The sequence below is a fragment of the Enterobacter sp. SECR19-1250 genome, assembly GCF_013391025.1.
GTDB classification, from domain to species: domain Bacteria; phylum Pseudomonadota; class Gammaproteobacteria; order Enterobacterales; family Enterobacteriaceae; genus Enterobacter; species Enterobacter cloacae.
Genome location: NZ_JACASJ010000035.1, coordinates 20,465 through 42,954, shown reverse-complemented (window position 1 = coordinate 42,954; position 22,490 = coordinate 20,465). Strand labels below are relative to the sequence as shown.

General features: G+C 59.5%; 19 protein-coding genes and 3 pseudogenes. 9 read left to right on the top strand and 13 right to left on the bottom strand.

The window, feature by feature from the left end; genetic code table 11:
* Positions 1–40: 40 nt before the first annotated feature.
* The 5 genes from HX884_RS11345 to HX884_RS11325 all read right to left on the bottom strand — a co-directional run bounded on the left by HX884_RS11345 (position 41) and on the right by HX884_RS11325 (position 6,222).
* Positions 41–1,096 carry an LVIVD repeat-containing protein gene (locus tag HX884_RS11345; protein WP_249166330.1) on the bottom strand — a complete coding sequence of 352 codons (1,056 nt, stop codon included), beginning with the start codon at positions 1,094–1,096 and terminating at the stop codon, positions 41–43.
* A 46-nt stretch (positions 1,097–1,142) separates the two neighbouring features.
* Positions 1,143–2,219, bottom strand: a complete 1,077-nt coding sequence (locus HX884_RS11340; RefSeq protein WP_000227969.1) for an IS110 family transposase — start codon at positions 2,217–2,219, stop codon at positions 1,143–1,145.
* Positions 2,220–2,643: 424 nt separating this feature from the next.
* Complete coding sequence (locus tag HX884_RS11335) at positions 2,644–3,708, bottom strand: sugar ABC transporter substrate-binding protein (protein ID WP_178328173.1); 1,065 nt, start codon at positions 3,706–3,708, stop codon at positions 2,644–2,646.
* Between the two features lie 19 nt (positions 3,709–3,727).
* On the bottom strand, positions 3,728–4,723 hold the full coding sequence (locus tag HX884_RS11330) for an ABC transporter permease (RefSeq protein WP_178328172.1): 996 nt from the start codon (positions 4,721–4,723) through the stop codon (positions 3,728–3,730).
* A complete protein-coding gene (locus tag HX884_RS11325; protein ID WP_178328171.1) occupies positions 4,720–6,222 on the bottom strand; it encodes a sugar ABC transporter ATP-binding protein in 1,503 nt (500 codons plus the stop codon). Before HX884_RS11325 ends, HX884_RS11330 begins: the two co-directional genes overlap by 4 nt.
* A 159-nt stretch (positions 6,223–6,381) precedes the next feature.
* On the opposite strand from HX884_RS11325, the gene HX884_RS11320 reads away from it, so the two are divergent.
* The 3 genes and pseudogenes from HX884_RS11320 to HX884_RS11310 all read left to right on the top strand — a co-directional run.
* Complete coding sequence (locus HX884_RS11320) at positions 6,382–7,470, top strand: oxidoreductase (protein ID WP_178328170.1); 1,089 nt, start codon at positions 6,382–6,384, stop codon at positions 7,468–7,470.
* A 57-nt stretch (positions 7,471–7,527) separates the two neighbouring features.
* Positions 7,528–8,271, top strand: coding sequence for an SDR family NAD(P)-dependent oxidoreductase (locus HX884_RS11315; RefSeq protein ID WP_013097624.1), 744 nt, complete (start codon positions 7,528–7,530; stop codon positions 8,269–8,271).
* A gap of 71 nt (positions 8,272–8,342) precedes the next feature.
* Positions 8,343–8,441, top strand: a pseudogene (locus HX884_RS11310) (transcriptional regulator); the annotation flags it as partial.
* Here HX884_RS11310 and HX884_RS11305 read toward each other — a convergent pair.
* Together HX884_RS11305 and cstA are read right to left on the bottom strand one after the other, a co-directional pair.
* Positions 8,438–8,635, bottom strand: coding sequence for a YbdD/YjiX family protein (locus HX884_RS11305; protein WP_013097627.1), 198 nt, complete (start codon positions 8,633–8,635; stop codon positions 8,438–8,440). The pseudogene HX884_RS11310 and the gene HX884_RS11305 overlap by 4 nt on opposite strands.
* Before the next feature lie 104 nt (positions 8,636–8,739).
* On the bottom strand, positions 8,740–10,845 hold the full coding sequence (gene cstA / locus HX884_RS11300; RefSeq protein WP_178328169.1) for a pyruvate/proton symporter CstA: 2,106 nt from the start codon (positions 10,843–10,845) through the stop codon (positions 8,740–8,742).
* Between the two features lie 208 nt (positions 10,846–11,053).
* Between cstA and HX884_RS27635 the strand changes: the two are divergent.
* Positions 11,054–11,871 (top strand): annotated as a pseudogene (locus HX884_RS27635) (M20/M25/M40 family metallo-hydrolase); the annotation flags it as partial.
* A gap of 21 nt (positions 11,872–11,892) precedes the next feature.
* Complete coding sequence (locus HX884_RS27630; RefSeq protein WP_375138600.1) at positions 11,893–12,231, top strand: M20/M25/M40 family metallo-hydrolase; 339 nt, start codon at positions 11,893–11,895, stop codon at positions 12,229–12,231.
* Positions 12,232–12,298: 67 nt separating this feature from the next.
* Here the strand turns inward: HX884_RS27630 and entH are convergent, their stop codons facing one another.
* Genes entH through entC form a run of 5 tightly spaced genes read right to left on the bottom strand, consistent with a single transcriptional unit; the run spans position 12,299 to position 17,124 of the window.
* The gene (entH, locus tag HX884_RS11290) at positions 12,299–12,712 is read right to left on the bottom strand and encodes a proofreading thioesterase EntH (RefSeq protein WP_020684615.1); all 414 of its coding nucleotides are present in this window, start codon (positions 12,710–12,712) and stop codon (positions 12,299–12,301) included.
* Positions 12,712–13,464, bottom strand: a complete 753-nt coding sequence (gene entA, locus HX884_RS11285; RefSeq protein ID WP_178328168.1) for a 2,3-dihydro-2,3-dihydroxybenzoate dehydrogenase EntA — start codon at positions 13,462–13,464, stop codon at positions 12,712–12,714. Before entA ends, entH begins: the two co-directional genes overlap by 1 nt.
* A complete protein-coding gene (locus tag HX884_RS11280; protein ID WP_020684613.1) occupies positions 13,464–14,318 on the bottom strand; it encodes an isochorismatase in 855 nt (284 codons plus the stop codon). The genes entA and HX884_RS11280 overlap by 1 nt, the downstream gene beginning before the upstream one ends.
* Before the next feature lie 10 nt (positions 14,319–14,328).
* Positions 14,329–15,939 (bottom strand): (2,3-dihydroxybenzoyl)adenylate synthase EntE, encoded by a 1,611-nt coding sequence (gene entE / locus HX884_RS11275; protein ID WP_095427322.1) that lies wholly within the window; start codon positions 15,937–15,939, stop codon positions 14,329–14,331.
* A 9-nt stretch (positions 15,940–15,948) separates the two neighbouring features.
* A complete protein-coding gene (gene entC, locus HX884_RS11270) occupies positions 15,949–17,124 on the bottom strand; it encodes an isochorismate synthase EntC (protein WP_029883761.1) in 1,176 nt (391 codons plus the stop codon).
* Positions 17,125–17,312: 188 nt separating this feature from the next.
* Between entC and fepB the strand changes: the two genes are divergently transcribed.
* Positions 17,313–18,272 carry a Fe2+-enterobactin ABC transporter substrate-binding protein gene (gene fepB, locus HX884_RS11265; protein ID WP_178328167.1) on the top strand — a complete coding sequence of 320 codons (960 nt, stop codon included), beginning with the start codon at positions 17,313–17,315 and terminating at the stop codon, positions 18,270–18,272.
* Positions 18,273–18,318: 46 nt separating this feature from the next.
* Here the strand turns inward: fepB and entS are convergent.
* A pseudogene (gene entS, locus HX884_RS11260) lies at positions 18,319–19,567 on the bottom strand (enterobactin transporter EntS).
* 108 nt (positions 19,568–19,675) lie between these two features.
* Between entS and fepD the strand changes: the two are divergent.
* Genes fepD through fepC form a run of 3 tightly spaced genes read left to right on the top strand, consistent with a single transcriptional unit; the run spans position 19,676 to position 22,469 of the window.
* Positions 19,676–20,683 carry a Fe(3+)-siderophore ABC transporter permease gene (gene fepD / locus HX884_RS11255; RefSeq protein WP_178328166.1) on the top strand — a complete coding sequence of 336 codons (1,008 nt, stop codon included), beginning with the start codon at positions 19,676–19,678 and terminating at the stop codon, positions 20,681–20,683.
* Entirely contained in the window at positions 20,680–21,672 is a 993-nt protein-coding gene (gene fepG, locus HX884_RS11250) for an iron-enterobactin ABC transporter permease (protein WP_178328165.1), read from the top strand. Before fepD ends, fepG begins: the two co-directional genes overlap by 4 nt.
* Entirely contained in the window at positions 21,669–22,469 is an 801-nt protein-coding gene (gene fepC, locus HX884_RS11245) for an iron-enterobactin ABC transporter ATP-binding protein (protein ID WP_020684607.1), read from the top strand. Before fepG ends, fepC begins: the two co-directional genes overlap by 4 nt.
* The last annotated feature ends 21 nt before the right edge of the window (positions 22,470–22,490 follow it).

The window sequence follows — 22,490 nt, the reverse complement described above, 5'->3', positions numbered from 1 at the left end:
AACACAACCCGCTACGGGGGAGACTTACCCGAAATCTGATTTATTCAACAAAGCCGCGTGTATCCATCATCCTTTCGGGTGCAGCAGGTACCAGCGCCCCCGTTTCCACCGGGCGGTAGGGATTCGAAATGTCATACGCACGCACCCCTGCATTCTGAAAGGTGGCGAAGATCAGCGTGGAGCTGACAAAGCTTCCCGGCCGGTTCTCGTGCAGATTATGCGGGCCGAAATGCGCGCCTTTCGCCACGTAGTCTCTTTCATCCGGCTGCGGGAAGGTGGAGATACTTACCGGGTTCGACGGCTCGCGGATATCAAACAGCCAGATGAACTTCTCGCCGTCCTCCTGGTTGTCGAGCACCGCTTCGTCGAGCACCACCAGCAGATCGCGGTCCGGCAGCGGCAGCGCGGTATGCGTCCCGCCACCAAACGGCGGGCTCCAGTTGCGGTGGCTAATCAGCTTCGGCTGAGTGCGATCTTTGACATCCAGCAGCGTTAAACCACCGTCACGCCAGCTGCCGTATGCCGTATCCCCGGCAATAATGGCATGATGCAGCGCGTAGCGTTTGCCTTCCGGCCACTCTGGCCGTTCACCTGCGGCCTGGTTCATCCCCGGCAGCCACCAGCGCCCCGCCACTTCGGGCTTACGCGGATCGGCCAGGTCGATGGTCAGGAAGATATAGTCGGTAAAGCCGTCGATCAGCGCCGACACATAGGCCCAGCGACCGCCGACGTACCAGATGCGGTGGATACCAATGCCATTTAACGACAGAAAGCCGATTTCACGCGGCCTGTCCGGCGTGGAGATATCAAATACGCGCAGCCCGGCGCTCCAGCCTTTGTCCTGCACGTCGCTGACGGTCTCCCCCACCTGACGGGTGTAGTAGACCTTTTCATCGGCGAAGCGGGCATCGGCAAACAGATCCCGGGCGTTAATCACCAGCAGTAAATCGTCGTGTGCCTGCAAATGCACATTCCAGGTGCCGGGCGGCGCAGGTACATAACCCGCCGCTTTCGGGTTTTTCGGGTCGCGCACGTCAACAATCGAAAAGCCCTGCGACACCATATGACCAATATACGCATAACCGCGGTGCACCATCAGTTGCACGCCGTCCGGGCGACCGCCCTGGACGCCCTTCTAAGAGTCAAGCTGTTATCGGGATACTGTTGATCCGCCTGTTTTGATTGCGCAGTAACGTGTAAACTTCGCGGGAGATATATCGCTTTAGACAGCGTATCGCTTCCATTTTTGTATGTCCTTCGGCTACACGCCTGGCGACATATTCCTTTGTTTTTGCGTCAGTTCGTAAGCGTCCGATGGCGATGATGTGAAGTGCACTATTTGCAGCACGATCTCCACCACGATTAAGTCGGTAACGGTTCGTTTTTCCAGAAGAAACGGGGACCGGGCTGACACCACACAGTGCCGCAAATCCTGATTCTGATCTTAACCGTTGAGGATTGTCTCCGGCAGTGATCAGCAACTGTGAAGCGCTTTCGTATCCGATAGCATTACGTTTAATCAGCTCAGGTGCCAACTCGTCGACAATTGCCGCAATCATGACATCCAGATCAGCGATTTCGTCATGTAACTCGAGATAGCGTCGGGCAAGGGACTTTAATGAAATGCGATAAACGTTGGTTACATTGCGGTATTCACTGGCATCAGGTCTCCAGGAACCCAGGGTCCTGATGAGCTGCATGCGCGTCATATTTCTGAGCTGTTCACGTAATTCATCCGGGGCAGAGATAATATTTGAATGGATAATCTGGAGAGCGACTCTGCGGGCTGATATTGCTGTTTTTCGGCAAGTTTTTAATACCCGCAGGGACTCAATCATGCCATCACGCGTTTTGGGAGTAACTGTCCTGATGCCTGAGAATGCTGCATGAGCGGCACATTCAGCATCAATTGTGTCACTTTTACCCCGTTTGCGTCGCTCCATCCGGTCTGGAGCAGTCACCTCAAGAACTTCTAACCCGGCGTTCTGAAAATAACGAAGCAAACCGGAACCATAGGTACCTGTGCACTCAACACCAATTCGCTTTAATGTCCCAAACGAGGTCATCCATGCCAGCATCTGCCGGTAACCTTGTCGTGTTGTGGAGAAATACTGAGTCCCAAGGACTTTATTGTTCTGATCTACGACAGCGGCAACGTGCAAATCTTTATGTGTATCCACGCCACCCACAACGGCAGCTTCGGTAACTTTATCAACCATGACAGAGCTCCTGTGAGGAAACAGAGTTGAATCTCCAGACAGATAACCCGGACAGGACAGTAACGAGACAAGACGTCAGGCCCTTCTTGAGTCACGCGCATCGGTGAGGAGATGCCTCGCATGAAGGCGCTTCCGGCAACCGACGGGTCCAGGGCAGGACACAAAAGGTCGATCGCTGTGTGAGTCAGGATGCGGGAAGGTCTTCACTGCATCAGTAATCACACCAATCTGGTTAAACGGCAAACTAAGTGGTGGTAAAGACTGACATCGGCATTATTACTGTCGCTATGGCCAATCAGCCGCATATTGCGGCTGTATTCAGGGGTGGGTAATGTTGTCACCTTTAGCTCCTTTCGCCGGGTGGCTGCAGCGCCTTACCCGGCCTACCACACCGTAGGCCCGGTAAGCGAAGCGCCACCGGGCACTATTTTGACTTCGCTTCCAGCGTCGCAAACCACGGCGCAATAAAGTCTTCGGTCTGTCCCCAGCCCGGAATGATTTTCCCCAGCGACGCCACGTTCACCGCACCCGGCTGGGCGCTCAGCAGCGCCTGCGGGATCGCCGCTGCTTTAAAATCATAGGTCGCAGGCGTCGGCTCTCCGGCAATCTTGTTAGCGATCAGACGCACGTTAGTTGCCCCAATCAGCTTTGGATCCACCGCCACGCTCACTGCCCACGGGCTTCCCGGCTCGCGCATCAGCTGTAAATCCTGGTTGGAGATGTCGATGCTGTAGAGCTTGATTTCAGTGCGGCCATTCTCCTTCAGGGCTTTATACGCCCCCTGGCTGAAGGCGTCCCAGGTGCCCCAGATAGCGTCGATTTTACCTTTCGGGTATTTCGCCAGAATTGCCCCGACCTTGTTGGCGGTATCGCCCTGCACGTCCGACGACACCGCGCCAATAGACTCCAGCTCTTTGATATTCGGGTACTGTTTCTGCAGTTCCTTATACGCCGCCTGACGACGCTCCATCGGCGGGAAACCGGCGACCCACAGCTTGACGATATTGGCCTTGCCGTTGAAATCTTTCGCCAGTTGGCCGAAGGAGAGATTCGTCAGGGAGGCATCGTCCTGCTGGGTGACCGTCACGCCTGGGATCTCGCCGTTGACGGCGGTATCAAACACCGAAACCTTAATCCCGGCATCCACCGCCTTCTTCACCAGCGCGGTCGCATACGGATCACGCCCCTGAGAGAGAATAATCCCGTCATATTTCTGGCTGATCGCCTGATTCACAAAGTCCTGGAATTTTGCGTCGTCACCGTTGCTTAAAAAGGTGCTGACCTTAAAGCCAAGTTTTTTCCCTTCCTGAATCGCCCCGGCGACAAACTGCGTGGTGTTGTCATCCGAGCCAAGGTTGCGGATCACCGCAATGCGAATGGGGCCGTCGTGGTTGGCAATGGCCGCCGGAACCGGTGCAGGCGTGGCCGCAAAGCCCGGCAGAGAGGTGAGTAACCCAAGAGCCACCAAAGAGAGTGCAATCTTTTTCATTTTTTATCCCGTTGTGTTGTCAGCGTTTTTGTATGTAAGTAATCGCCAGCGCCACGGCAAGCACCAGCCCTTTTATAATGTCCATGGCGTAATACGGTACGGAGAGCATCACCAGCCCGTTCGACAGCACGCCCAGAATGACCGCCCCCACCAGCGTTCCCAGCGCGTTCGGCTTGCCGGAACCGGCCAGCGAAAAGCCGATCCACGCTGCCGCCACCGCGTCCATCAGATACCCGCCGCCCGCATTCACCTGCGACGACCCAATGCGCGAGGCCAGCAAAATCCCGCCCAGTCCGGCCAGCAGCGAGGCAAGCACGTAGGCCGCGACCTTGTAACGCGTGGTGCGAATGCCTGAAAGGCGCGCCGCCTCCGGGTTACCGCCGATGGCGTACATGCGCCGGCCGTGGGTGGTCAGTGACAATCCCAGCTGTGCCAGTAGGGTCACCGCCAGCATGATGATGACGATGGTCGGCACCTGCCCCAGCAGGCTGAACGCCGCCGGAATGGTTCCTTCCGCCATATCACCTCTCGGCAGCACCATGTTCTCGGTAATCGACCCGCCGTAGCTGTAGGTCATCGCCACGCCCTGTATCACGAACAGGCTGGCAAGCGTCGCGAGCATGTCCGGGATGCGCAGAATGACGATCAGAAAGGCGTTAAACAGGCCGACCAGCGTGCAGAGCGCAAGGGTGATCACAATCGATTCGGTGGTGCCGAAGCCGTGCCAGACGAAGAGCGAGATCACCAGCGCATTCGCCAGCGACGCCGTTGAGCCGACGGAGAGATCAAACCCGCCCACCGTGAGTGAAATCGATACGCCGATGGCGATCACCGTCACGATGGCGATCGAGCGCAGAATGTTGATGATGTTGTTCGGATCGAGGAAGCTGTCCGACGCCAGGCCAAAAATCACCACCAGCGCCACCACGGTGAGCAACATGCCCCACCGGTAGAGAAAATCGAAAATCTGTTGACGGCCAGACGCCGCCGCGGTCACTGAAAGGGCTTTGCTCACGACGCCGTTCCTCCGGTTGAATAATAAAGTAGTGTCTCTTCCCGCGCCTCGGCCCCGGGGATTTCCGCCACGATGCGTCCGTCCCAGAGCACGCAGATGCGGTCGCACAGCCCTACCAGTTCGGCAAATTCGCCCGAAGCGTAAATCACCCCTTTGCCCTCGCGGGCCAGACCGTCGATCAGTTGAAACAGATCGGTCTTCGCTTTGACGTCAACGCCCTTGGTCGGCTCGTCAAATATCAGCACGCTGGCGTCATTGCGCAGCCATTTGCCAATAGCAACCTTCTGCTGGTTACCGCCAGAAAGCCGACGTAAAACCTGCCCCGGCCCGCGCGTACGCACGCCAACGCGGGCTATCACCTCTTCCGCCCAGCGCCACGCCTGACGATGACCAAAGAGACTCCAGCGCGAAAAGCTGTTATCTGCCGTCACGGCCAGGTTCATGCTCACCGGCTCGTCGATGAAAATCCCCTCCTTGCGTCGCTCCTCCGGTACCAGCGCCAGCCCGCGCAGCACGGAATCGGCCGGATCGCGCGGTTTCCAGGGCTGATGATTGAGCTCGCCACGCTCCACCCGGCTTTTGCTGGCACCAAACAGCGCCTTGCAGAGTTCAGTTTTGCCTGCGCCCGCCAGCCCGGCAATGCCCAGGATTTCGCCTTTACGCAGATGCAGGGAGATATCTTTCAGCAACGCGTCGTCGTGCAGCCCCTCAACCCGCAGCAGCGTCTCGTCGCGATGCACAGGACGTGCTGGCGGGTAGATATCGCTCAGTTCGTGGCCGAGCATCTTCTCGACGATCGCTTCGCCGCTGAGATCCGCCATCGGGCCGGTCTCAATCAGCTTGCCATCGCGCAGCACCGTTAAGGTGTCACAGATGGCTTTTAGCTCATGAATGCGGTGCGAGATAAATACCACGCCAATGCCCTGCTGCTTTAAACGCCGCACCACCGCGAACAGGCGTTCACTGTCGTGGGCATCCAGCGGTGCGGTAGGTTCATCGAGGATCAAAAAACGGCAGTGATGCGACAGCGCCCGCGCCAGCAGGATCTGCTGTTTTTCAGCCAATGAACAGCTGTCGATGGAACGGCGAACGTCCAGCGTAACGTCGAGCTGCGCCAGCGCCTGCTTCGCCTGTTGACGAATAGCACGCCAGCGGTAGCGATGTCCCGGCTGCGCCAGTTGGTCGAGCATGATGTTTTCAGCGATGCTCAGCCCCGGAACCAGCGCCACGTCCACTTCCTGCTGCACAAGGTGGATCCCCAGCCGTTTGGCATCGAGCGGTTCGCGGATCGTCACCGGCTGGTTATTAATGCAGATCTCCCCCTCATAGCGATCGTGCGTTCCGCACAGCACCGCCATCAGCGTCGATTTCCCCGCGCCGTTAGCCCCGGTCAATGCATGCACCGATCCGCCGTTCAGGGTAAAGTCCACGCGCGACAGCGCCTGAAAGCCGGAAAAGGCCAGGCTGATACCGCGCATCTCAAGGCGACTGGAAACCATCCGCGTAGGATCCTCATTAATAGTTTGATTTATTGAATTTTTCACAGCTCCGGTTGACTGACAACGACAGAAAAGGCATAAGATAAAGCCAAATATTATTAGCCATCCGGATGTCCAGACATAACATCGGGTTAGCGCTTGCTAAAAAAGGACAACACCATGAGCAACACCGATATCCGCGTCGTTCCCGGCCCGGCGAACTACTTTTCTCATCCCGGAAGCCTTGCGCATCTGCATGACTTCTTCACCCCGGAGCAGCTTTCCCGCGCGGTGTGGATCTACGGCGAACGCGCGCTTGAAGGCGCACGTCCCTACCTGCCGGAGAGCTTTGCGGCCCCCGGCGCAAAACACCTGTTGTTCAAAGGCCACTGCAGCGAGCGTGACGTCACCCATCTGGTGAATGAATCCGGCAGCGAGGCGGCCGTGGTGATTGGTGTTGGCGGCGGAGCGGTGATGGATACGGTCAAAGCCGTGGCGCGTCGTTTGGGCGTTCCGTTCGTGGGTATCCCGACCATCGCCGCTACCTGTGCGGCATGGACGCCGCTCTCCGTCTGGTACAACGATGCCGGGCAGGCGCTGCAGTTTGAAATTTTCGACGATGCCAACTTCCTGGTGCTGGTGGAGCCGCAAATCATCCTTAACGCCCCGGCGGAATACCTGCTGGCTGGTATCGGCGATACCCTGGCGAAGTGGTATGAAGCGGTTGTACTCGCACCGCAGCCTGAACACCTGCCGCTGACCGTACGTCTGGGGATTAACGGCGCGCTGGCTATCCGCGACGTGCTGCTGGAACGCAGCGAGGATGCGCTGGCTGACCAGCAGCGCGGCGAAGCAACGCAGGCATTCAGAGATGTGGTGGATGCCATTATTGCCGGTGGCGGCATGGTCGGTGGGCTCGGCGAACGTTATACACGCGTGGCGGCGGCACATGCGGTGCATAACGGCTTAACCGTCCTGCCGCAGACGGAAAAATACCTGCACGGCACCAAAGTGGCCTACGGCATTCTGGTGCAAAGCGCCCTGCTCGGTCAGGACGACGTGCTGGCGCAGCTTGTCACCCCGTATCAGCGCTTTAACCTGCCGACCCGGCTTCGCGAGCTGGAGGTGGATATCAACAACCGTGACGAACTGGACAAGGTCATCAATCACACCCTGCGCCCGGTGGAGTCGATTCACTATTTGCCCGTGGCGCTCACACCTGACGTTCTGCGCGCGGCGTTCGAGAAAGTGGAATCCTTCAGCCGTTAAACGCGCCGAGCGACTATACCTAATGATGATTCTCACCACTCTCGCAACGAGGTCATCATGCAGATCGATTTAACAGGTAAGAAAGCGCTGGTCACCGGCGCCAGCCGGGGATTGGGCCGTGCTATCGCGCTGTCGCTGGCACGCGCCGGTGCCGATGTGGTTATCACGTATGAAAAGTCAGTCGATAAAGCCCAGGCCGTGGTCGATGAGATAAGCGCGCTGGGGCGGCACAGTGAGGCGGTTCAGGCCGACAGCGCCAGTGCAGAGGCTATTCAGGACGCGGTCACCCATGCGGCGCGCACCCTCGGCGGGCTGGACATTCTGGTCAATAACGCCGGTATCGCCCGCGGCGGCCCGCTGGAGTCCATGACGCTGGCGGATATCGATGCCCTGATTAACGTCAACATTCGCGGCGTGGTGATCGCCACGCAGGAAGCGCTGGTACACATGTCTGACGGCGGACGCATTATCAATATCGGTAGCTGTCTGGCAAACCGCGTGGCGATGCCGGGTATCTCCGTCTACTCCATGACCAAATCCGCGCTTAACTCCTTCACGCGCGGTCTGGCGCGGGATCTGGGGCCCCGCGGTATTACCGTGAACCTGGTGCATCCCGGCCCGACCAACAGCGATATGAACCCGGAGGACGGCGAACAGGCAGAAGCCCAGCGTCAGATGATTGCCGTCGGTCATTACGGACAACCGGAAGATATCGCGGCGGCGGTCACCTTCCTCGCCAGCCCGGCCGCCGGACAGATCTCCGGTACGGGGCTGGATGTGGACGGCGGTTTGAACGCCTGATCGCACATTTTCTGCAAGCCTCTGTCGCCCGGCAGAGGCGTTTTTAAAGTACGCGTTGGCGCTTACAGCATCGTCACTCCCGTCCGCAAAAGCGCACCCGTGAAAAGCTGGCGGCGATCTACGGCTGTAAACAGGAGCAGATCAGCCTCTATTTACCGAAAGAGGGTTAACAGCACTTCGCTCCGCCCTTGCCGCCGTAACGGGCGTCCTGACGATCGCGGAAAAATTCGTCGTAGGTCATTGGCGTCTGGTCTGGATGGTTGACGCGCATATGCTCGACATAGTTGTCGTAGTCCGGCACGCCAATCATCATTTTGGCGGCCTGGCCCAGGTATTTACCTGCTTTGGAAAGGGTGTCGAACATAAGTCATTTCTCGTTTGTTTCCCTCACCCTGGCCCCTCTCCCAAAGGGAGAGGGAGGATAAGAAATGTAGGCCGGGTAAGCGCTAGCGCCACCCGGCACACAGGTTAATGCGCCCCTTTGGCCTGGGTGACAATCTCTTCCAGGTTTTCAGGCATTGGCTCGTAAGGCGTCTCTTTTGCCGTTGGCTTGTCGACTTTCAACGCCGCCAGCGCGGTTTTGAGAGAATACAACGCCAGTACCACGACCACCACCATAAAGAAGATGGTCAGCCCGGCATCCAGACGGTTGTTAAACACCAGCTGCGACAGCTGTGATTCCGTATACTGCGCCGGGATTTTACCGCTGTCGATCATCGCCTGGAACTTATTGGCAATCGCCAGGAAGCCCACTTTATTGTCCGGGCTGAAGGCTTTCTGCCAGCCCGCCGTCAGGGTACAAATCAGCAGCCAGGAAGTAGGCAGCAGCGCCACCCAGGCATAACGCTGGCGCTTCATCTTGAACAGCACCACCGCACACAGCATCAGCGCCATCCCTGCCAGCATCTGGTTAGCGATACCGAACAGCGGCCACAGCGTGTTAATGCCGCCAAGCGGATCCACCACGCCCTGATGCAGGAAGTACCCCCACGCCAGCACGCACAAGGCCGTTGCCAGCAGGTTCGCCGGGAGCGAATCGGTACGCTTCAGGTTCGTGGAGATCACACCCAGCAGATCCTGCAGCATAAAGCGCGCTGCGCGCGTCCCCGCATCCACCGCCGTCAGAATAAACAGCGCTTCAAAGAGAATGGCGAAGTGATACCAGAACGAGACATCCATCAGCCCGCCCAGCGCACCGTGAAGGATGTAGGCCATGCCCACCGCCAGCGTAGGCGCGCCACCCGCGCGGGAGATAATCGACTGCTCACCCACTTCACTGGCGATACTCGATAACGTATCCGGGGTAATGGCAAAGCCCCAGCCGCTTACCACCTGTGCTGCGGATGCCACCACGTCGGCGGTGCCCGCCGGAGCCAGAACCGCCATCGGGCTGTTCATCGCGAAGTAGACGCCCGGGTCGATAATGCAGGCAGAGACCAGCGCCATGATCGCCACGAAGGACTCCATCAGCATGCCGCCGTAGCCAATCAGGCAGGCCTGATTTTCATTCGCCAGCATCTTCGGCGTGGTCCCGGAGGCAATCAGCGCGTGGAAGCCAGACACCGCACCACAGGCGATGGTGATAAACAGGAACGGGAACAGGTTACCGGTCCAGACCGGGCCCGTACCGTCAACGAATTTGGTTAACGCTGGCATGGTCAGCGTCGGACGCATGATCAAAATACCAATAGCCAGCCCGACGATGGTGCCAATTTTCAGGAACGTAGAGAGGTAATCACGCGGGGCCAGCAGCAGCCACACCGGCAGCACTGCCGCCACAAACCCGTACCCCACCAGCATCCAGGTCAGCTGTACGCCGGTAAAGTCGAAGAACGGTGCCCAGGTTGGGCTCTCTGCCACCCAGCCGCCGGAGATAATGGCGAACACCAGCAGCACCAGACCAATCACCGACACCTCACCAATGCGTCCCGGACGCAGGTAGCGAATGTAGATCCCCATAAAAATGGCCAGCGGAATGGTGAACACGACGGTGTAAGTCCCCCACGGACTGTGGGTCAGTGCTTTCACGACAATCATCGCCAGCACCGCAAGGATGATCACCATGATCATAAAGGTCGCCACCAGCGCAATCACCCCGGCCGTCGCGCCCATCTCCTCTTTCACCAGCTCGCCAAGCGAACGGCCATCGCGACGGGTGGAGACGAACAGCACCATAAAGTCCTGTACGGCCCCCGCCAGCACCACGCCGGCAAGGATCCAGATCATCCCCGGCAGATAGCCCATCTGCGCCGCCAGCACCGGCCCCACCAGCGGGCCTGCCCCGGCAATCGCCGCAAAGTGGTGACCGAACAGCACTTTCTTATCGGTCGGAACGTAGTCCAGCCCGTCGTTATGACGAACGGCGGGCGTCATGCGCGTGCCGTCAACCGCCAGCACCGTTTTGGCGATATAGCGACCATAAAAACGATACGCGATCAGATAAATGCAGACGGAGGCAACGACAATCCAGAGCGCATTGATCTGTTCCCCCCGGTTGAGGGCGATATAGCCCAGGGCAAAAGCTCCCACAACGGAAAGCAGTGCCCATGTAAGGTATTTCCCTGAGTTGTTCATAGTTGTTGTCCGTTGTTGTGGAACAGTGAGATGTTACATTTTGTTTCTAGAACAACGCGTAAAATTTAACAACTTTGAAACGCAATAATGCGTGGTCAAACCAGAGATTTACACCACAGTGTTAAGTCGATCACTTTCAGGCTGAAACAACCCCGTCGCTGTCATCGGTCACACTTCTGCGTTTTTCGTCCTGGCTCAACCTTACGGGATGATTTGTATCATTTTTTTTACGCTCAACCTCGCCAGAATGACCCTGAGCGATCGCGCGCTTACCGCTTACAAGGAAAAGGAAATGAATCTGGATCGCTACATTGAAGAGCTGAAAAGCCTGGTGAACGTGGACTGCGGCACCCAGACCATCGCGGGCGTTGCCGCCGTGGCTGGCATTTTAGAATCACTCTGGCAACGCGAAGGCTGGCATACCGGGCAGGTAAACCTGGGCGAGAAAGTTGGCCCGGGCCTCTTCGTCAGCAACAAGCCGCAGGCAGAGCAGTTCGACGTGCTGCTGGTCGGCCATCTTGATACCGTTTTTGCCCCCGGCACCGTGGCCGAACGCCCGTTGAGCGAGGACGATACGCGTCTCTACGGCCCCGGCGTGTCTGATATGAAAAGCGGACTGCTCAATATTCTGTGGGCAATGCGCGAGCTAGATCCTGCGGATAAAGATCGCCTGGCAATCGCGGTCGCGATGAATCCGGACGAAGAAACGGGCTCGGTATACTCCCACGAATGGATCGGTGCACTGGCACAACGCTCCCGCTGCGTGCTGGTGTGCGAAGCTGCCCGTGCTGATGGCTCTCTGGTGAAAGCCCGTAAAGGTATGGCGGGCTATCACCTCACCTTCAAGGGCGTGACGGCACACGCGGGTAACGACCCGGAGAAAGGCCGTTCGGCAATCACAGCGCTGGCAAACTGCATCGTTGCCCTGAATGCGCTGAGCGACGGGTCGCGCGGCACCACAGCGGCGGCAGCGCGGCAAACGTGGTGGCGGACAACGCCGTGGCCGAGCTCGACGTTCGCTTCTGGGAAAACGACGAGTACGACCGGGTGAATCAGGCGCTGGAAGCCTTATGTGAAAAAGGCTTTTTAGACGGCGTGACGACGACGCTGACGCGGGTCAATCACAAACCGGCGATGGCAGCAAGCGTTGCGACTCAGGCACTGATGCAGCAGGTTGAAGCGGCAGGTAAAGCGGAAGGCATCGCCATTACCTGGCAGGCGGTCGGCGGCGGCAGCGATGCCAACCACACCGCTGCGCTGGGTATCCCCACGCTTGACGGCTTAGGGCCGATTGGCGCGGGCTTCCACAGCCCGGCGGAGTGGCTGGACAAAGCGTCCATTGCGCCGCGAATTCGGTTACTTAAACGCGTCGTCTCAATGCTCTAATTTTGTACTACACCGTCCCCTCTCCCTGTGGGAGAGGGTTAGGGTGAGGGCAACAGGCCGCACAACATTACCCCAGCACCATCGTACTCAACCGGCAGGTACAGCACCGCCGTCCCTGCTCGTCGAACACCACAATCTCCCAACTCTGGCTGGATCGACCCAGATGCAGCGGCTGACACACGCCGCGCACGGTCCCCTGCGCTACCGCACGATGATGGGTAGCATTCAGCTCCGTTCCCACCACGTTCTGCCCGTCGCGGGTCATCAGAAAACCGGCCATTGAGCCCAGCGTTTCCGCCAGCGCCGCCGACGCGCCACCGTGCAGCAGGCCAAACGGCTGATGGGTGCGCGCATCCACCGGCATTTCCGCTTCCAGCGTATCGTCGCCAAGGCGGGTATAAACGATGCCAAGATGCGCCACCAGCGTGTTCTGGCTGGTGGCGTTCAGCGCATCTAACGATAAATGGCGTTTCCAGATCATTACGCCCCCAGCGTGGAGCCGCCGTCCACCACGATATCCTGCAGGGTGATATGGCTGGCAGCATCGGAGGCCAGGAACAGGATCGTGCTGGCAATCTCCTGAGGACGGGCAATTTTCCCCAGCGGGATCCCCAGCTTAAACTGCTCGCCAAAACCGCGAATGCGCTGCTGCTCCGCATCGTCGCAGGTCCACAGGGTGCGCTGCATATCGGTATCCGTTGACCCCGGCGACACCAGATTACAGCGCACGCCGCTGCCCGCCAGCTCCAGCCCGACGGTGAGGGCCAGGCTTTTCAGCGCCGCTTTCGAGGCGCCATAGGCACTCATCCCGATGCGCGGCGTGTGGGCCGCGTCGGACGCCACGGTGACAATCGCCCCGCTCTGCTGACAACGGAACTGGCCCATCGTCTGTTGAAAGAGGTTAAACGCCCCGCCAACGTTGACCGCAAACGTCTGCTGCCAGTCCTCCTGCGAAAGCTGGTCCGTGGCGCCCATGCGCAGAATGCCGGCGGCGTTGACCAGTATATCCAGACGTTCCTCTACGGCGAGCAAGCGCCCGCAGACATCGCTCACCTGCGCCGCGTCAGATACGTCCAGCGTTTGGGTAGCAAATGGATAATTCCCCTGCGGGAAGGCCAGATCGAATCCGGTCACCTTCGCGCCCGCGTCGGCAAAGGCCAGCGCCGTCGCATAACCAATCCCTTTACCCGCCCCTGTCACCCAGACGGCTTTGCCGGTGAAATCAAAAAACATTACTGCACCTCGCGGGAGAGTAGCGCCCACCAGGCGTCGAGGGTCGGATTTTTTGCCAGCATCACGAAATCGATATCGCCGTGGACTTTACGCCAGCGTGCGGCGAGCGCCATCATGCGCACCGAATCCAGGCCGTAGTCGATCAGGTTTTCGTCATCCATCGGTTCGTCGGTTTCATCGAGTAATGGCAGGATGAGCTCACGCAGCGCCGCTTTTGAGGCCGGAACCGACGGCAACAGGTCATCGGTCATCACCACGCGGCCGGAACGCCCCGCCACATAGTTGAGCGACATCAGATGCTCTTCGCGGGTAAAATCTGCCAGCGCGTCGGCAATAAAGAAGGGTTTGATGTCGCGCATAAACGCATCGGTGGCGGTGGTCATGCAGCCGATGTGAGCATACACGCCGGTGATCAGCAGCTGATTGCGGCCTGTCTCTTTCAGCATCAGCTCCAGCGGCGAGCGATGAAACGCGCTGTAGCGCCACTTCACCAGCACGGTGTCCGCTTCATCCGGGGTCAGTTCAGCGACGATGCGCTGCTGCTCCGGGGAGCGGGTCAGGCCCGGGCCCCACATGTCATTCAGCAGGGCGCGGTCTTCGTCGCTCTGCTCTTTCGGCTGGGCGGTGTAGTAAACCGGAATGTTGTGCGCTTTACAGTATGCGCGCAGTCTGGCGATGTTCGCCACCACCTGCTGCATCATCGCGCTGTTTTCGCCCCAGAAGTTCAGAAAATACTCCTGCATATCGTGGATCAGCAGCGCGGCACGTTCAGGCTCAAACGCCCAGTTCACTTTACTTGTCGGCAACTCTGCGGCAGTTGGCAGCGCATAAGCGGTTAATTTTGGAATAGCCATACTCTGTTCCTCAGGCCCGGGCGCGTTCAGCGATCCACAGGCGCAACTGTTTCTTATCGACTTTGCCGACCGGCGTTAACGGCAGCGCATCCACGCTCTCCACGCGATCCGGCAGTTTGAATTCGGCAACGCCCTGCTCGCGCAGGAAGCGACGCACCTCAACCGCGCGCAGCGGCTGTTTCACCACCAGAAACGCGCAGCTTTTCTCGCCCAACAGGCTGTCCTCCATGCTCACCAGCGCGGCGTGGATCACCGCCTCATGGCGCAGCAGCAGGTTTTCGATCTCTTCAGCGGCGATCTTCTCCCCGCCGCGGTTGATCTGATCTTTCTCGCGCCCCTGCACGGTGATGTACCCCTGCTCGTCGATGGCAATCAGATCGCCGGAGCAGTAAAACCCGTTGGCATCAAAGGCGCTGGCGTTGTGTTCCGGGCTGTTGAAATAGCCGCGGAAGGTGTACGGCCCACGGGTCATCAGACGTCCTGTTTCGCCACGCGGCAGCGGGTTGCCTTGCTCGTCCGCCACCCATACTTCGTCATCCGGGCACATCGGACGGCCCTGGGTGTGGATGATGCGTTCCGGGGTATCGTCGAGAGCGGTGTAATTCACCAGCCCTTCCGCCATGCCGAACACCTGCTGTAGCTGGCAGCCAATTTCCGCCGGAATACGCGCGGCAAGCGTGGCGGAGAGGCGTGCGCCCCCCACCTGCAGCAGCTTCAGCGATTTAAGCTGCGCATTGCCCGCGCCGTCGGCAATCGCCTGCAACCACAGGCTGACCGCCGGGGGCACCAGCGAGGTGACGTTAATTTGATGGCGTTCAATCAGCGGGAAGCAGATCGTGGCGCTCGGATCGTGCGCCAGCACCACGCAGCCACCAGCCATGAATACCCCTAACGAACCCGGGGAACTCATGGCGTAGTTATGGGCCGCCGGTAGCGCATTCAGATAGCGGGTATCCGCGGTAATGCCGCAAATTTCGTTGCTGCGACGAATGCTGTAGTCGTAATCGTTATGCGTACGCGGGATCAGCTTTGGCGTGCCGGTACTGCCGCCTGAAAGCTGGAAGAACGCCACTTCGTCGGCGGGCGTGGGGTTGGGGATGAAATGGGCCGCCGGGTGGGCGATGGCCGCCTCCAGGGCATGTGCGCCGTTATCGCCACGCAGCAGGACAACACGCACAGAGCGATGTTCATCCACAAAACGGTTCAGGAAATCATCGCCTGCAAACAGGGCGTGCTCGCGGTCGGCAATCAGCAGCGCGGGTTTGATCTGTGCGGCGTAGGCGTTCAGCTCGTTGCGTTGGTGGCTGAAGAGCGCGTTCACCGGGGCCACACCCACCTGCAGAAGCGCGAAAAAGGTGATGTAAAACTCAGCCACGTTGCCGAGCTGAACCAGCGCGGTCTCGCCACGACGCACGCCTTGCCCCTGCAGGGCGGAGGCCAGGTTATTCACCGCCTGGTTGAACGCGCGCCAGGTCAGGTGACGTTCACCGTCAATAATGGCGACGGTATCTTTCTCCGCGTGGTCGGTCAGAATGTGGGTCAGCGGCAGATCCTGCCAGTAGCCTTTTTCACGGTAGCGCCGGGCAAACTCCTCAGGCCAACGGGTAAAGGGGATGGTCATGATGATTCCTCAGTGCAAACCAAAAACGTTGAGCATGGTGGAGAGCTTCACCCCGGTTTCGCGCCACTCGCCCACCGGGGAGGAGGCTGGCACAATGCCCGCACCGGCAAACAGGCGAACGCGATTTTTAAGCAAACGTGCGCAGCGGATGGTCACCACCCACTCGCCGTTGCCTTCGCTGTCACACCAGCCAACGATGCCGCCAAACAGTTCGCGGTCGAACGGCTCCAGCCCGGCAATCAGCTCTTTTGCCGCCTGATGCGGGAAACCGCTCAGCGCAGGCGTCGGGTGCAGCAGACAGGCCAGAGTCAGGGCGTTCTCATTTTCACGGGCCTCCCCTTCCACTGGCGTCGCCAGATGCCAGAGCGTTGGGGTGGTGATCAGCTGCGGGGAAGCTGGCATGCTGAGATGATGGCTGCGCGGTGCCAGAATGGCTTTCATCGCCTGGGTCACCAGATCGTGCTCGTGGCGATCCTTCTCGGAGGCCAGCAGCTTATTACCCGCCTCGCGATCCAGCACGTCATCCGGCTGACGACGCGCAGAGCCCGCCAGCGGCAGAGAGCTAAAGTGTGTCCCCTCTTTACGCAGCAGCAGTTCCGGGCTCGCGCCCAGCAGCACGCCGCCATCTTCCAGCGGCACATGGAAGTTGAAGCTGGCCGGATTCTGGGCGATCAGTCGCTCCATCAGCGCGCCGCTATCAATCTTTTTATCCGTCGCAATATCAATCAGCCTCGACAGCACCACTTTGTTCACCTGTGGCGTGGCGGTGAGCGCTGCCGCACGGGCAACCATCTCTTCAAACACGGGCTGCGGCGGGATCTCAGTGCGGGTTTCCACGCTCAACGCCTGGGAAGCAGAAAAATAGCGCGCGGACTGCTGACGCGCCGGGCGTGAAAAGGTCTGCCAGTGCTGCGGAATAAACAGGGATGAGGGCTTGCGGGTATCGAACGGGATGGCTCCCACCATCACGGGATGGGCAATGCCGCTGGCCTTCGCGTTGCGGAAAGCCTGAGCCAGTTTCTGCTGGAAGGCCCCCGACGGGTTATCACCGCCCTCGGCGGGTTCAGAGAAACGGGAAAAACAGCCTGACGTGGTAAAACTGCGGTAAGGCGACATAAAGAAAAAGCTGTCTGATGGCAGCGTGGTCGCGGTGTGCTGAACTTCCTCAGCCAGGGACGTATCCATATCATCCTCCATAAAATGATAAAAGAAGCAATAATGATTATCATTTATATTTTCGTTGGCTAACCTAATCCCACATCGCGCCGGTGTCAACCGCAGAGCGAACATCTTGTGCGAGTATCGCTTGCATCCCCTCGCCGCAATCATGAAAATGAGAAGCATTAACTTCAAAGAGAACAGGATGCCGCGTTGTGAAATTCCCCGCCGTTTGCCGTAATGCCCTTCTTTTAACGGGATGTTTTGTTTTAGGACTAACCTCAGCCATCGCCGCCGACTGGCCGCGTCAGGTAACCGACAGCCGCGGCGTGCATACCCTGGAGAGCAAACCCACGCGCATTGTCTCCACCAGCGTGACCCTGACCGGCTCATTGCTGGCGATTGACGCTCCGGTAGTGGCCAGCGGGGCGACCACGCCCAATAACCGCGTGGCGGATGCGCAGGGCTTTTTACGTCAGTGGGGTGATATTGCGAAACAGCGCAACGTGGCGCGCCTGTACATTGGCGAGCCGAGTGCGGAAGCGGTGGCGGCGCAGATGCCGGATCTGATTCTGATTAGCGCGACCGGCGGAGATTCGGCCCTGGCGTTGTACGATCAGCTCTCCGCCATCGCGCCGACGCTCATCATCAACTACGACGACAAAAGCTGGCAGGAACTGCTGAAGCAGTTAGGCACGATAACCGGACAGGAAAAACAGGCCGCCGAACGCATTGCAGCATTCGATAAACAACTCGCGCAGGTGAAACAGCAGATGACGCTGCCGCCGCAACCGGTGAACGCCATTGTGTACACTGCTGCCGCGCACAGCGCTAACCTGTGGACCGCGGAGTCTGCCCAGGGCCAGCTGTTGCACCAGTTAGGCTTTACCCTGGCCGAACTGCCTGCCGGGCTGCACACACCAAAAAGTCAGGGCAAACGTCACGACATCATCCAGTTAGGCGGTGAAAATCTGGCTACCGGGCTGAACGGTGAAGGCCTTTTCCTGTTTGCCGGCGATCAAAAAGACGTTGAGGCGATTTACGCCAACCCGCTGCTGGCTCACCTGCCTGCGGTGAAGAATAAACGCGTGTGGGCACTGGGAACGGAGACGTTCCGCCTGGATTATTACAGCGCGATGCTGGTGTTAGAGAGATTAAATGCATTGTTTAAGTAGGCATTTTCCCTCCCTCTCCCCGTGGGAGAGGGCTGGGGTGAGAGCATCAGGCCGCACCGTCGTTCAATACAACCTCCTGCCTGAACCGGCGCAATTCTGCTAATACCATTAACAGGATCCCACCAACAACGGCTAACGCAAACCCGCTGGTGCTCGCCGAAGCCACCGGCGTCATGACGGCCCCCAGCCCACCGAGGATCGCCGCGCCAATGGCATCGCCCGTCACGTTTTGCGCGGTCCACAGGCCGTTGATGCGCCCGAGCATCCCCTCCGGCGTCTGGGTCTGGATCAGGGTGTACTGCAATAGAGAACTGATGGCGCTCAGCCAGCCGAAGAGCACCAGACACAGCACACCCAGCGCCCAGACCGGCATCAGGCTGAAGAACCCCATCGCGATAAACGATGCCAGTGTCGTCAACAGCATAATCAACCCTGGACGCGCGCTCTGCGCCAGCCTGCCGCTGGTTAGCGCACCACACGCCGCGCCGAGCGGAATGGCGGCGTACAGCACGCGAATCTCTGAGGCGCTCATCTGCCACACCCCCGCCAGCGCCGGATACAGCACGCGTACGGCGCTCGCCATCGTCAGCAGACCACCGAGCAGCGCAATACCACCAATCAGCGGGTTGCTGAACAGAAACCGGATCGCCGCCATCAGCGATTTCAGCGGATGCTCACGCGGCTGCGGTGGCGGTGGCAGAAGCGGCAGACGCAACAAGGTTAAGGTGGTGATAAACGTCCCCGCCGCCGCGAGGCCGTAGTTCCACGCCACGTTACCGGTGGCCAGCAGCAGGCCGCCCACCATCGGCGATATCACCGAGCCAAGACGGACCGTAAGCATGGTAATTGCCCCCGCCTGCATCAAATTCTCACGCCCTACCAGCGCGGGTGTGGCGGCCAGCAGCGCCGTCACGCCTAACGAAGCAAAGAAACCATCCCACAGCCCAAGGGGCGTAAATGGCGAGTAAGGAGGGTTCTGGCAGCATTGCGTTCAGGCACAATCCGACAAACCCCACCCCGCAGGTGCCGCGCGCCAGCAGGATCAGCTTCTTGCGTTCGTACCTGTCGGCCAGCACGCCGCCGATCATCAGACCGATAAACATCGTCCCGCCGGTTAAGGTGACCGACAGCCCGACCAGCCAGCTTGAGTGCGTCAACGTGTGGATCTGTACCGGGACGGCAACGCCGAGCAGGCCGAGGGACAAAATGGAGATAAAACGCGCGATAAACACGGCGCGATACGCCGGGTGCGTCTTCAGCAGGCTGAGGTTAATCAGCCAGGATTTTTGATTCATGACAAGACCTTGAGTCTATTTCTACCCATTCCATGGGCGCACATGCTAACATAGCCAAATAAGATAGATAACGATAATCACTATCATTATCAAATCATGGATGTTGCTATGTCGTTTTCCTCTTCTTCTGCGGTGCGCGCCGTTGCCGTGCCCGTGTTATTGCTGCTGTTAATCCTTGCGATGGCGCTCAGTCTGCTGGTTGGTGCGAAACCGCTGCCCGCCTCCGTGATTGTTGATGCGCTCTCCGGTACCTGTCAGAGCGCCGACTGCACCATCGTGCTGGATGCCCGCCTGCCCCGTACCCTGGCCGGATTACTTGCCGGTGGCGCACTGGGGCTTGCGGGGGCACTTATGCAAACCCTCACCCGCAACCCGCTGGCTGACCCCGGCATTCTTGGCGTGAATAGCGGTGCCAGCTTTGCCATTGTGCTTGGTGCGGCGCTGTTCGGGTTTACCTCTCCCTCAGAACAACTGGTAATGGCCTTTTGCGGCGCGCTGGCGGCCTCGCTGATTGTCGCATTCACCGGCAGCCAGGGCGGCGGGCAGCTTAGCCCGGTACGTCTGACGCTGGCGGGCGTGGCGCTTGCCGCCGTGCTGGAAGGGTTATCTAACGGCATCGCCCTGCTTAACCCGGATGTTTACGACCAGCTCCGCTTCTGGCAAGCCGGTTCGCTGGATATCCGCACGCTGGAGACGCTTAAGGTGGTGGTCATCCCGGTGATGATTGCCGCCGCCGTGGCACTCGGTTTAAGCCGGGCGCTGAACAGCCTGAGCCTTGGCAGCGACACCGCCACCGCGCTCGGCAACCGCGTGGCACGAAGCCAATTGACGGGATTAGTGGTCATCACCGTGCTGTGCGGCAGTGCGACGGCAGTGGTCGGCCCGATTGCCTTTATCGGGCTGATGATGCCGCATCTGTCGCGCTGGCTGGTGGGGGCCGATCACCGCTGGTCGCTGCCGGTGACGCTGCTGGCAACCCCGGCCCTGCTCTTGTTCGCTGATGTTGTCGGGCGTCTTCTGGTTCCCGGCGAACTGCGCGTTTCGGTGGTCAGCGCCTTTATCGGCGCGCCGGTCCTGATCTTCCTGGTACGACGTAAACGCGGAGGTGACGCATGATGGCCCCCTCTCGTCGTTTGATCGTCAGCGTTTCGCTGTTGGTTATCGCCATTCTGATGCTGGCAATCGCAAGCCTGTGCAGCGGCGCAGTGACGCTCGATCTGGCCCAGGTGTTTAACGCGCTCACCGGCAGCGCCCCGCGCGCTGTCACGATGGTGGTGACGGAGTGGCGACTGCCGCGCGTGGCAATGGCGATGCTGGTGGGTGCCGCGCTTGGCGTCAGCGGCGCGATTTTCCAGTCGCTGATGCGCAATCCGCTCGGTAGCCCGGATGTAATGGGTCTCAACACCGGCGCCTGGAGCGGCGTGCTGGTCGCGATGGTGCTGTTTGGTCAGCATCTGACGGCCATCACCGTGACGGCGATGACCGGCGGGATACTGACCGCGCTGGTGATCTGGCTGCTTGCCTGGCGCAACGGTATCGACACTTTCCGCCTGATCATTATCGGTATCGGCGTGCGTGCCATGCTGATGGCGTTCAATACCTGGCTGCTGCTGCAGGCTTCGCTGGAAACGGCGCTGTCGGCCGGGCTGTGGTATGCCGGTTCCCTCAACGGCCTGACCTGGGGCAAAGTCTGGCCTGCCGCGCCATTGATTCTGCTGATGTTTATCGCCGCGCTGCTGCTGGTGCGGCGTATGCGGCTGCTGGAAATGGGTGACGACAGCGCCTGTGCGCTGGGGGTCGGCGTTGAGCGTTCGCGTCTGATGCTGATGCTGGTCGCCGTGTTGCTCACCGCGGCCTCCACCGCGATTGCCGGACCCATCTCCTTTATCGCCCTTGTTGCCCCTCACATTGCGCGTCGTCTTAGCGGTACGGTCCGCTGGGGCTTAACCCAGGCGGCGCTGTGCGGCTCAATGTTACTGTTGGCCGCCGATCTCTGCGCCCAGCGGCTGTTTATGCCTTATCAACTTCCGGTGGGCGTTGTCACCGTCAGCCTTGGCGGGATTTACCTCATCGTCTTGCTCGTTCAGGAGTCACGCAAGAAATGACCGATTCAACCACCCGCTTGCGCGGCGAAAGCCTTACTCTCGGTTACGGCAAAAAAATCGTTGCCCATGACTTAACCGTCAACATTCCTGACGGCCATTTCACGGCGATTATCGGCCCGAACGGCTGCGGCAAGTCGACCCTGCTGCGCACCCTCAGCCGCCTGATGACGCCGGTTGAAGGCCACGTATTCCTCGACGGCGAGCAGATCCAGCGCTTTGCCAGTAAAGAGGTGGCCAGGCGCATCGGGCTGCTGGCGCAAAACGCCACCACGCCGGGAGACATCACGGTGCAGGAGCTGGTCTCACGCGGACGCTATCCGCACCAGCCGCTGTTTACCCGCTGGCGCAAGGAAGATGAAGACGCGGTGAACCGCGCGATGCAGGCAACGGGCATTACGGACCTTGCCCGGCAGAGCGTGGACACGCTTTCCGGCGGGCAGCGTCAACGGGCGTGGATCGCGATGGTGCTGGCGCAGGAGACCTCCATTATGCTGCTGGATGAACCGACGACCTGGCTTGATATCAGCCATCAGATCGATCTGCTCGAGTTGCTGAGCGAGCTCAACCGCACGCAGGGTTACACCCTGGCGGCGGTGCTGCATGATTTGAATCAGGCCTGCCGCTATGCCACGCATTTAATTGCACTGCGCGACGGCGAAATTGTGGCGCAGGGCGCGCCGAAGGAGATTGTGACGCCAGCGCTTATTGAGCGGATCTATGGCATGCGCTGCATGATTATTGACGACCCGGTGGCGGGCACACCGCTGGTGGTGCCGCTTGGAAAGCGTGCGCGCTGATGCCCTCACCCCGGCCCTCTC

What these genes read in the sequence shown, in the direction of transcription:
- entA (WP_178328168.1), bottom strand. Translation starts at nt 13,464, where the DNA reads ATGTTTTTTGATTTCACCGGCAAAGCCGTCTGGGTGACAGGGGCGGGT.
- fepG (WP_178328165.1), top strand. Translation starts at nt 20,680, where the DNA reads ATGATGGCCCCCTCTCGTCGTTTGATCGTCAGCGTTTCGCTGTTGGTT.
- HX884_RS11335 (WP_178328173.1), bottom strand. Translation starts at nt 3,708, where the DNA reads ATGAAAAAGATTGCACTCTCTTTGGTGGCTCTTGGGTTACTCACCTCT.
- entE (WP_095427322.1), bottom strand. Translation starts at nt 15,939, where the DNA reads ATGACCATCCCCTTTACCCGTTGGCCTGAGGAGTTTGCCCGGCGCTAC.
- entC (WP_029883761.1), bottom strand. Translation starts at nt 17,124, where the DNA reads ATGGATACGTCCCTGGCTGAGGAAGTTCAGCACACCGCGACCACGCTG.
- cstA (WP_178328169.1), bottom strand. Translation starts at nt 10,845, where the DNA reads ATGAACAACTCAGGGAAATACCTTACATGGGCACTGCTTTCCGTTGTG.
- HX884_RS11320 (WP_178328170.1), top strand. Translation starts at nt 6,382, where the DNA reads ATGAGCAACACCGATATCCGCGTCGTTCCCGGCCCGGCGAACTACTTT.
- HX884_RS11345 (WP_249166330.1), bottom strand. Translation starts at nt 1,096, where the DNA reads ATGGTGCACCGCGGTTATGCGTATATTGGTCATATGGTGTCGCAGGGC.
- HX884_RS11315 (WP_013097624.1), top strand. Translation starts at nt 7,528, where the DNA reads ATGCAGATCGATTTAACAGGTAAGAAAGCGCTGGTCACCGGCGCCAGC.
- fepD (WP_178328166.1), top strand. Translation starts at nt 19,676, where the DNA reads ATGTCGTTTTCCTCTTCTTCTGCGGTGCGCGCCGTTGCCGTGCCCGTG.
- fepC (WP_020684607.1), top strand. Translation starts at nt 21,669, where the DNA reads ATGACCGATTCAACCACCCGCTTGCGCGGCGAAAGCCTTACTCTCGGT.
- HX884_RS11340 (WP_000227969.1), bottom strand. Translation starts at nt 2,219, where the DNA reads ATGGTTGATAAAGTTACCGAAGCTGCCGTTGTGGGTGGCGTGGATACA.
- HX884_RS11325 (WP_178328171.1), bottom strand. Translation starts at nt 6,222, where the DNA reads ATGGTTTCCAGTCGCCTTGAGATGCGCGGTATCAGCCTGGCCTTTTCC.
- HX884_RS11305 (WP_013097627.1), bottom strand. Translation starts at nt 8,635, where the DNA reads ATGTTCGACACCCTTTCCAAAGCAGGTAAATACCTGGGCCAGGCCGCC.
- HX884_RS11280 (WP_020684613.1), bottom strand. Translation starts at nt 14,318, where the DNA reads ATGGCTATTCCAAAATTAACCGCTTATGCGCTGCCAACTGCCGCAGAG.
- entH (WP_020684615.1), bottom strand. Translation starts at nt 12,712, where the DNA reads ATGATCTGGAAACGCCATTTATCGTTAGATGCGCTGAACGCCACCAGC.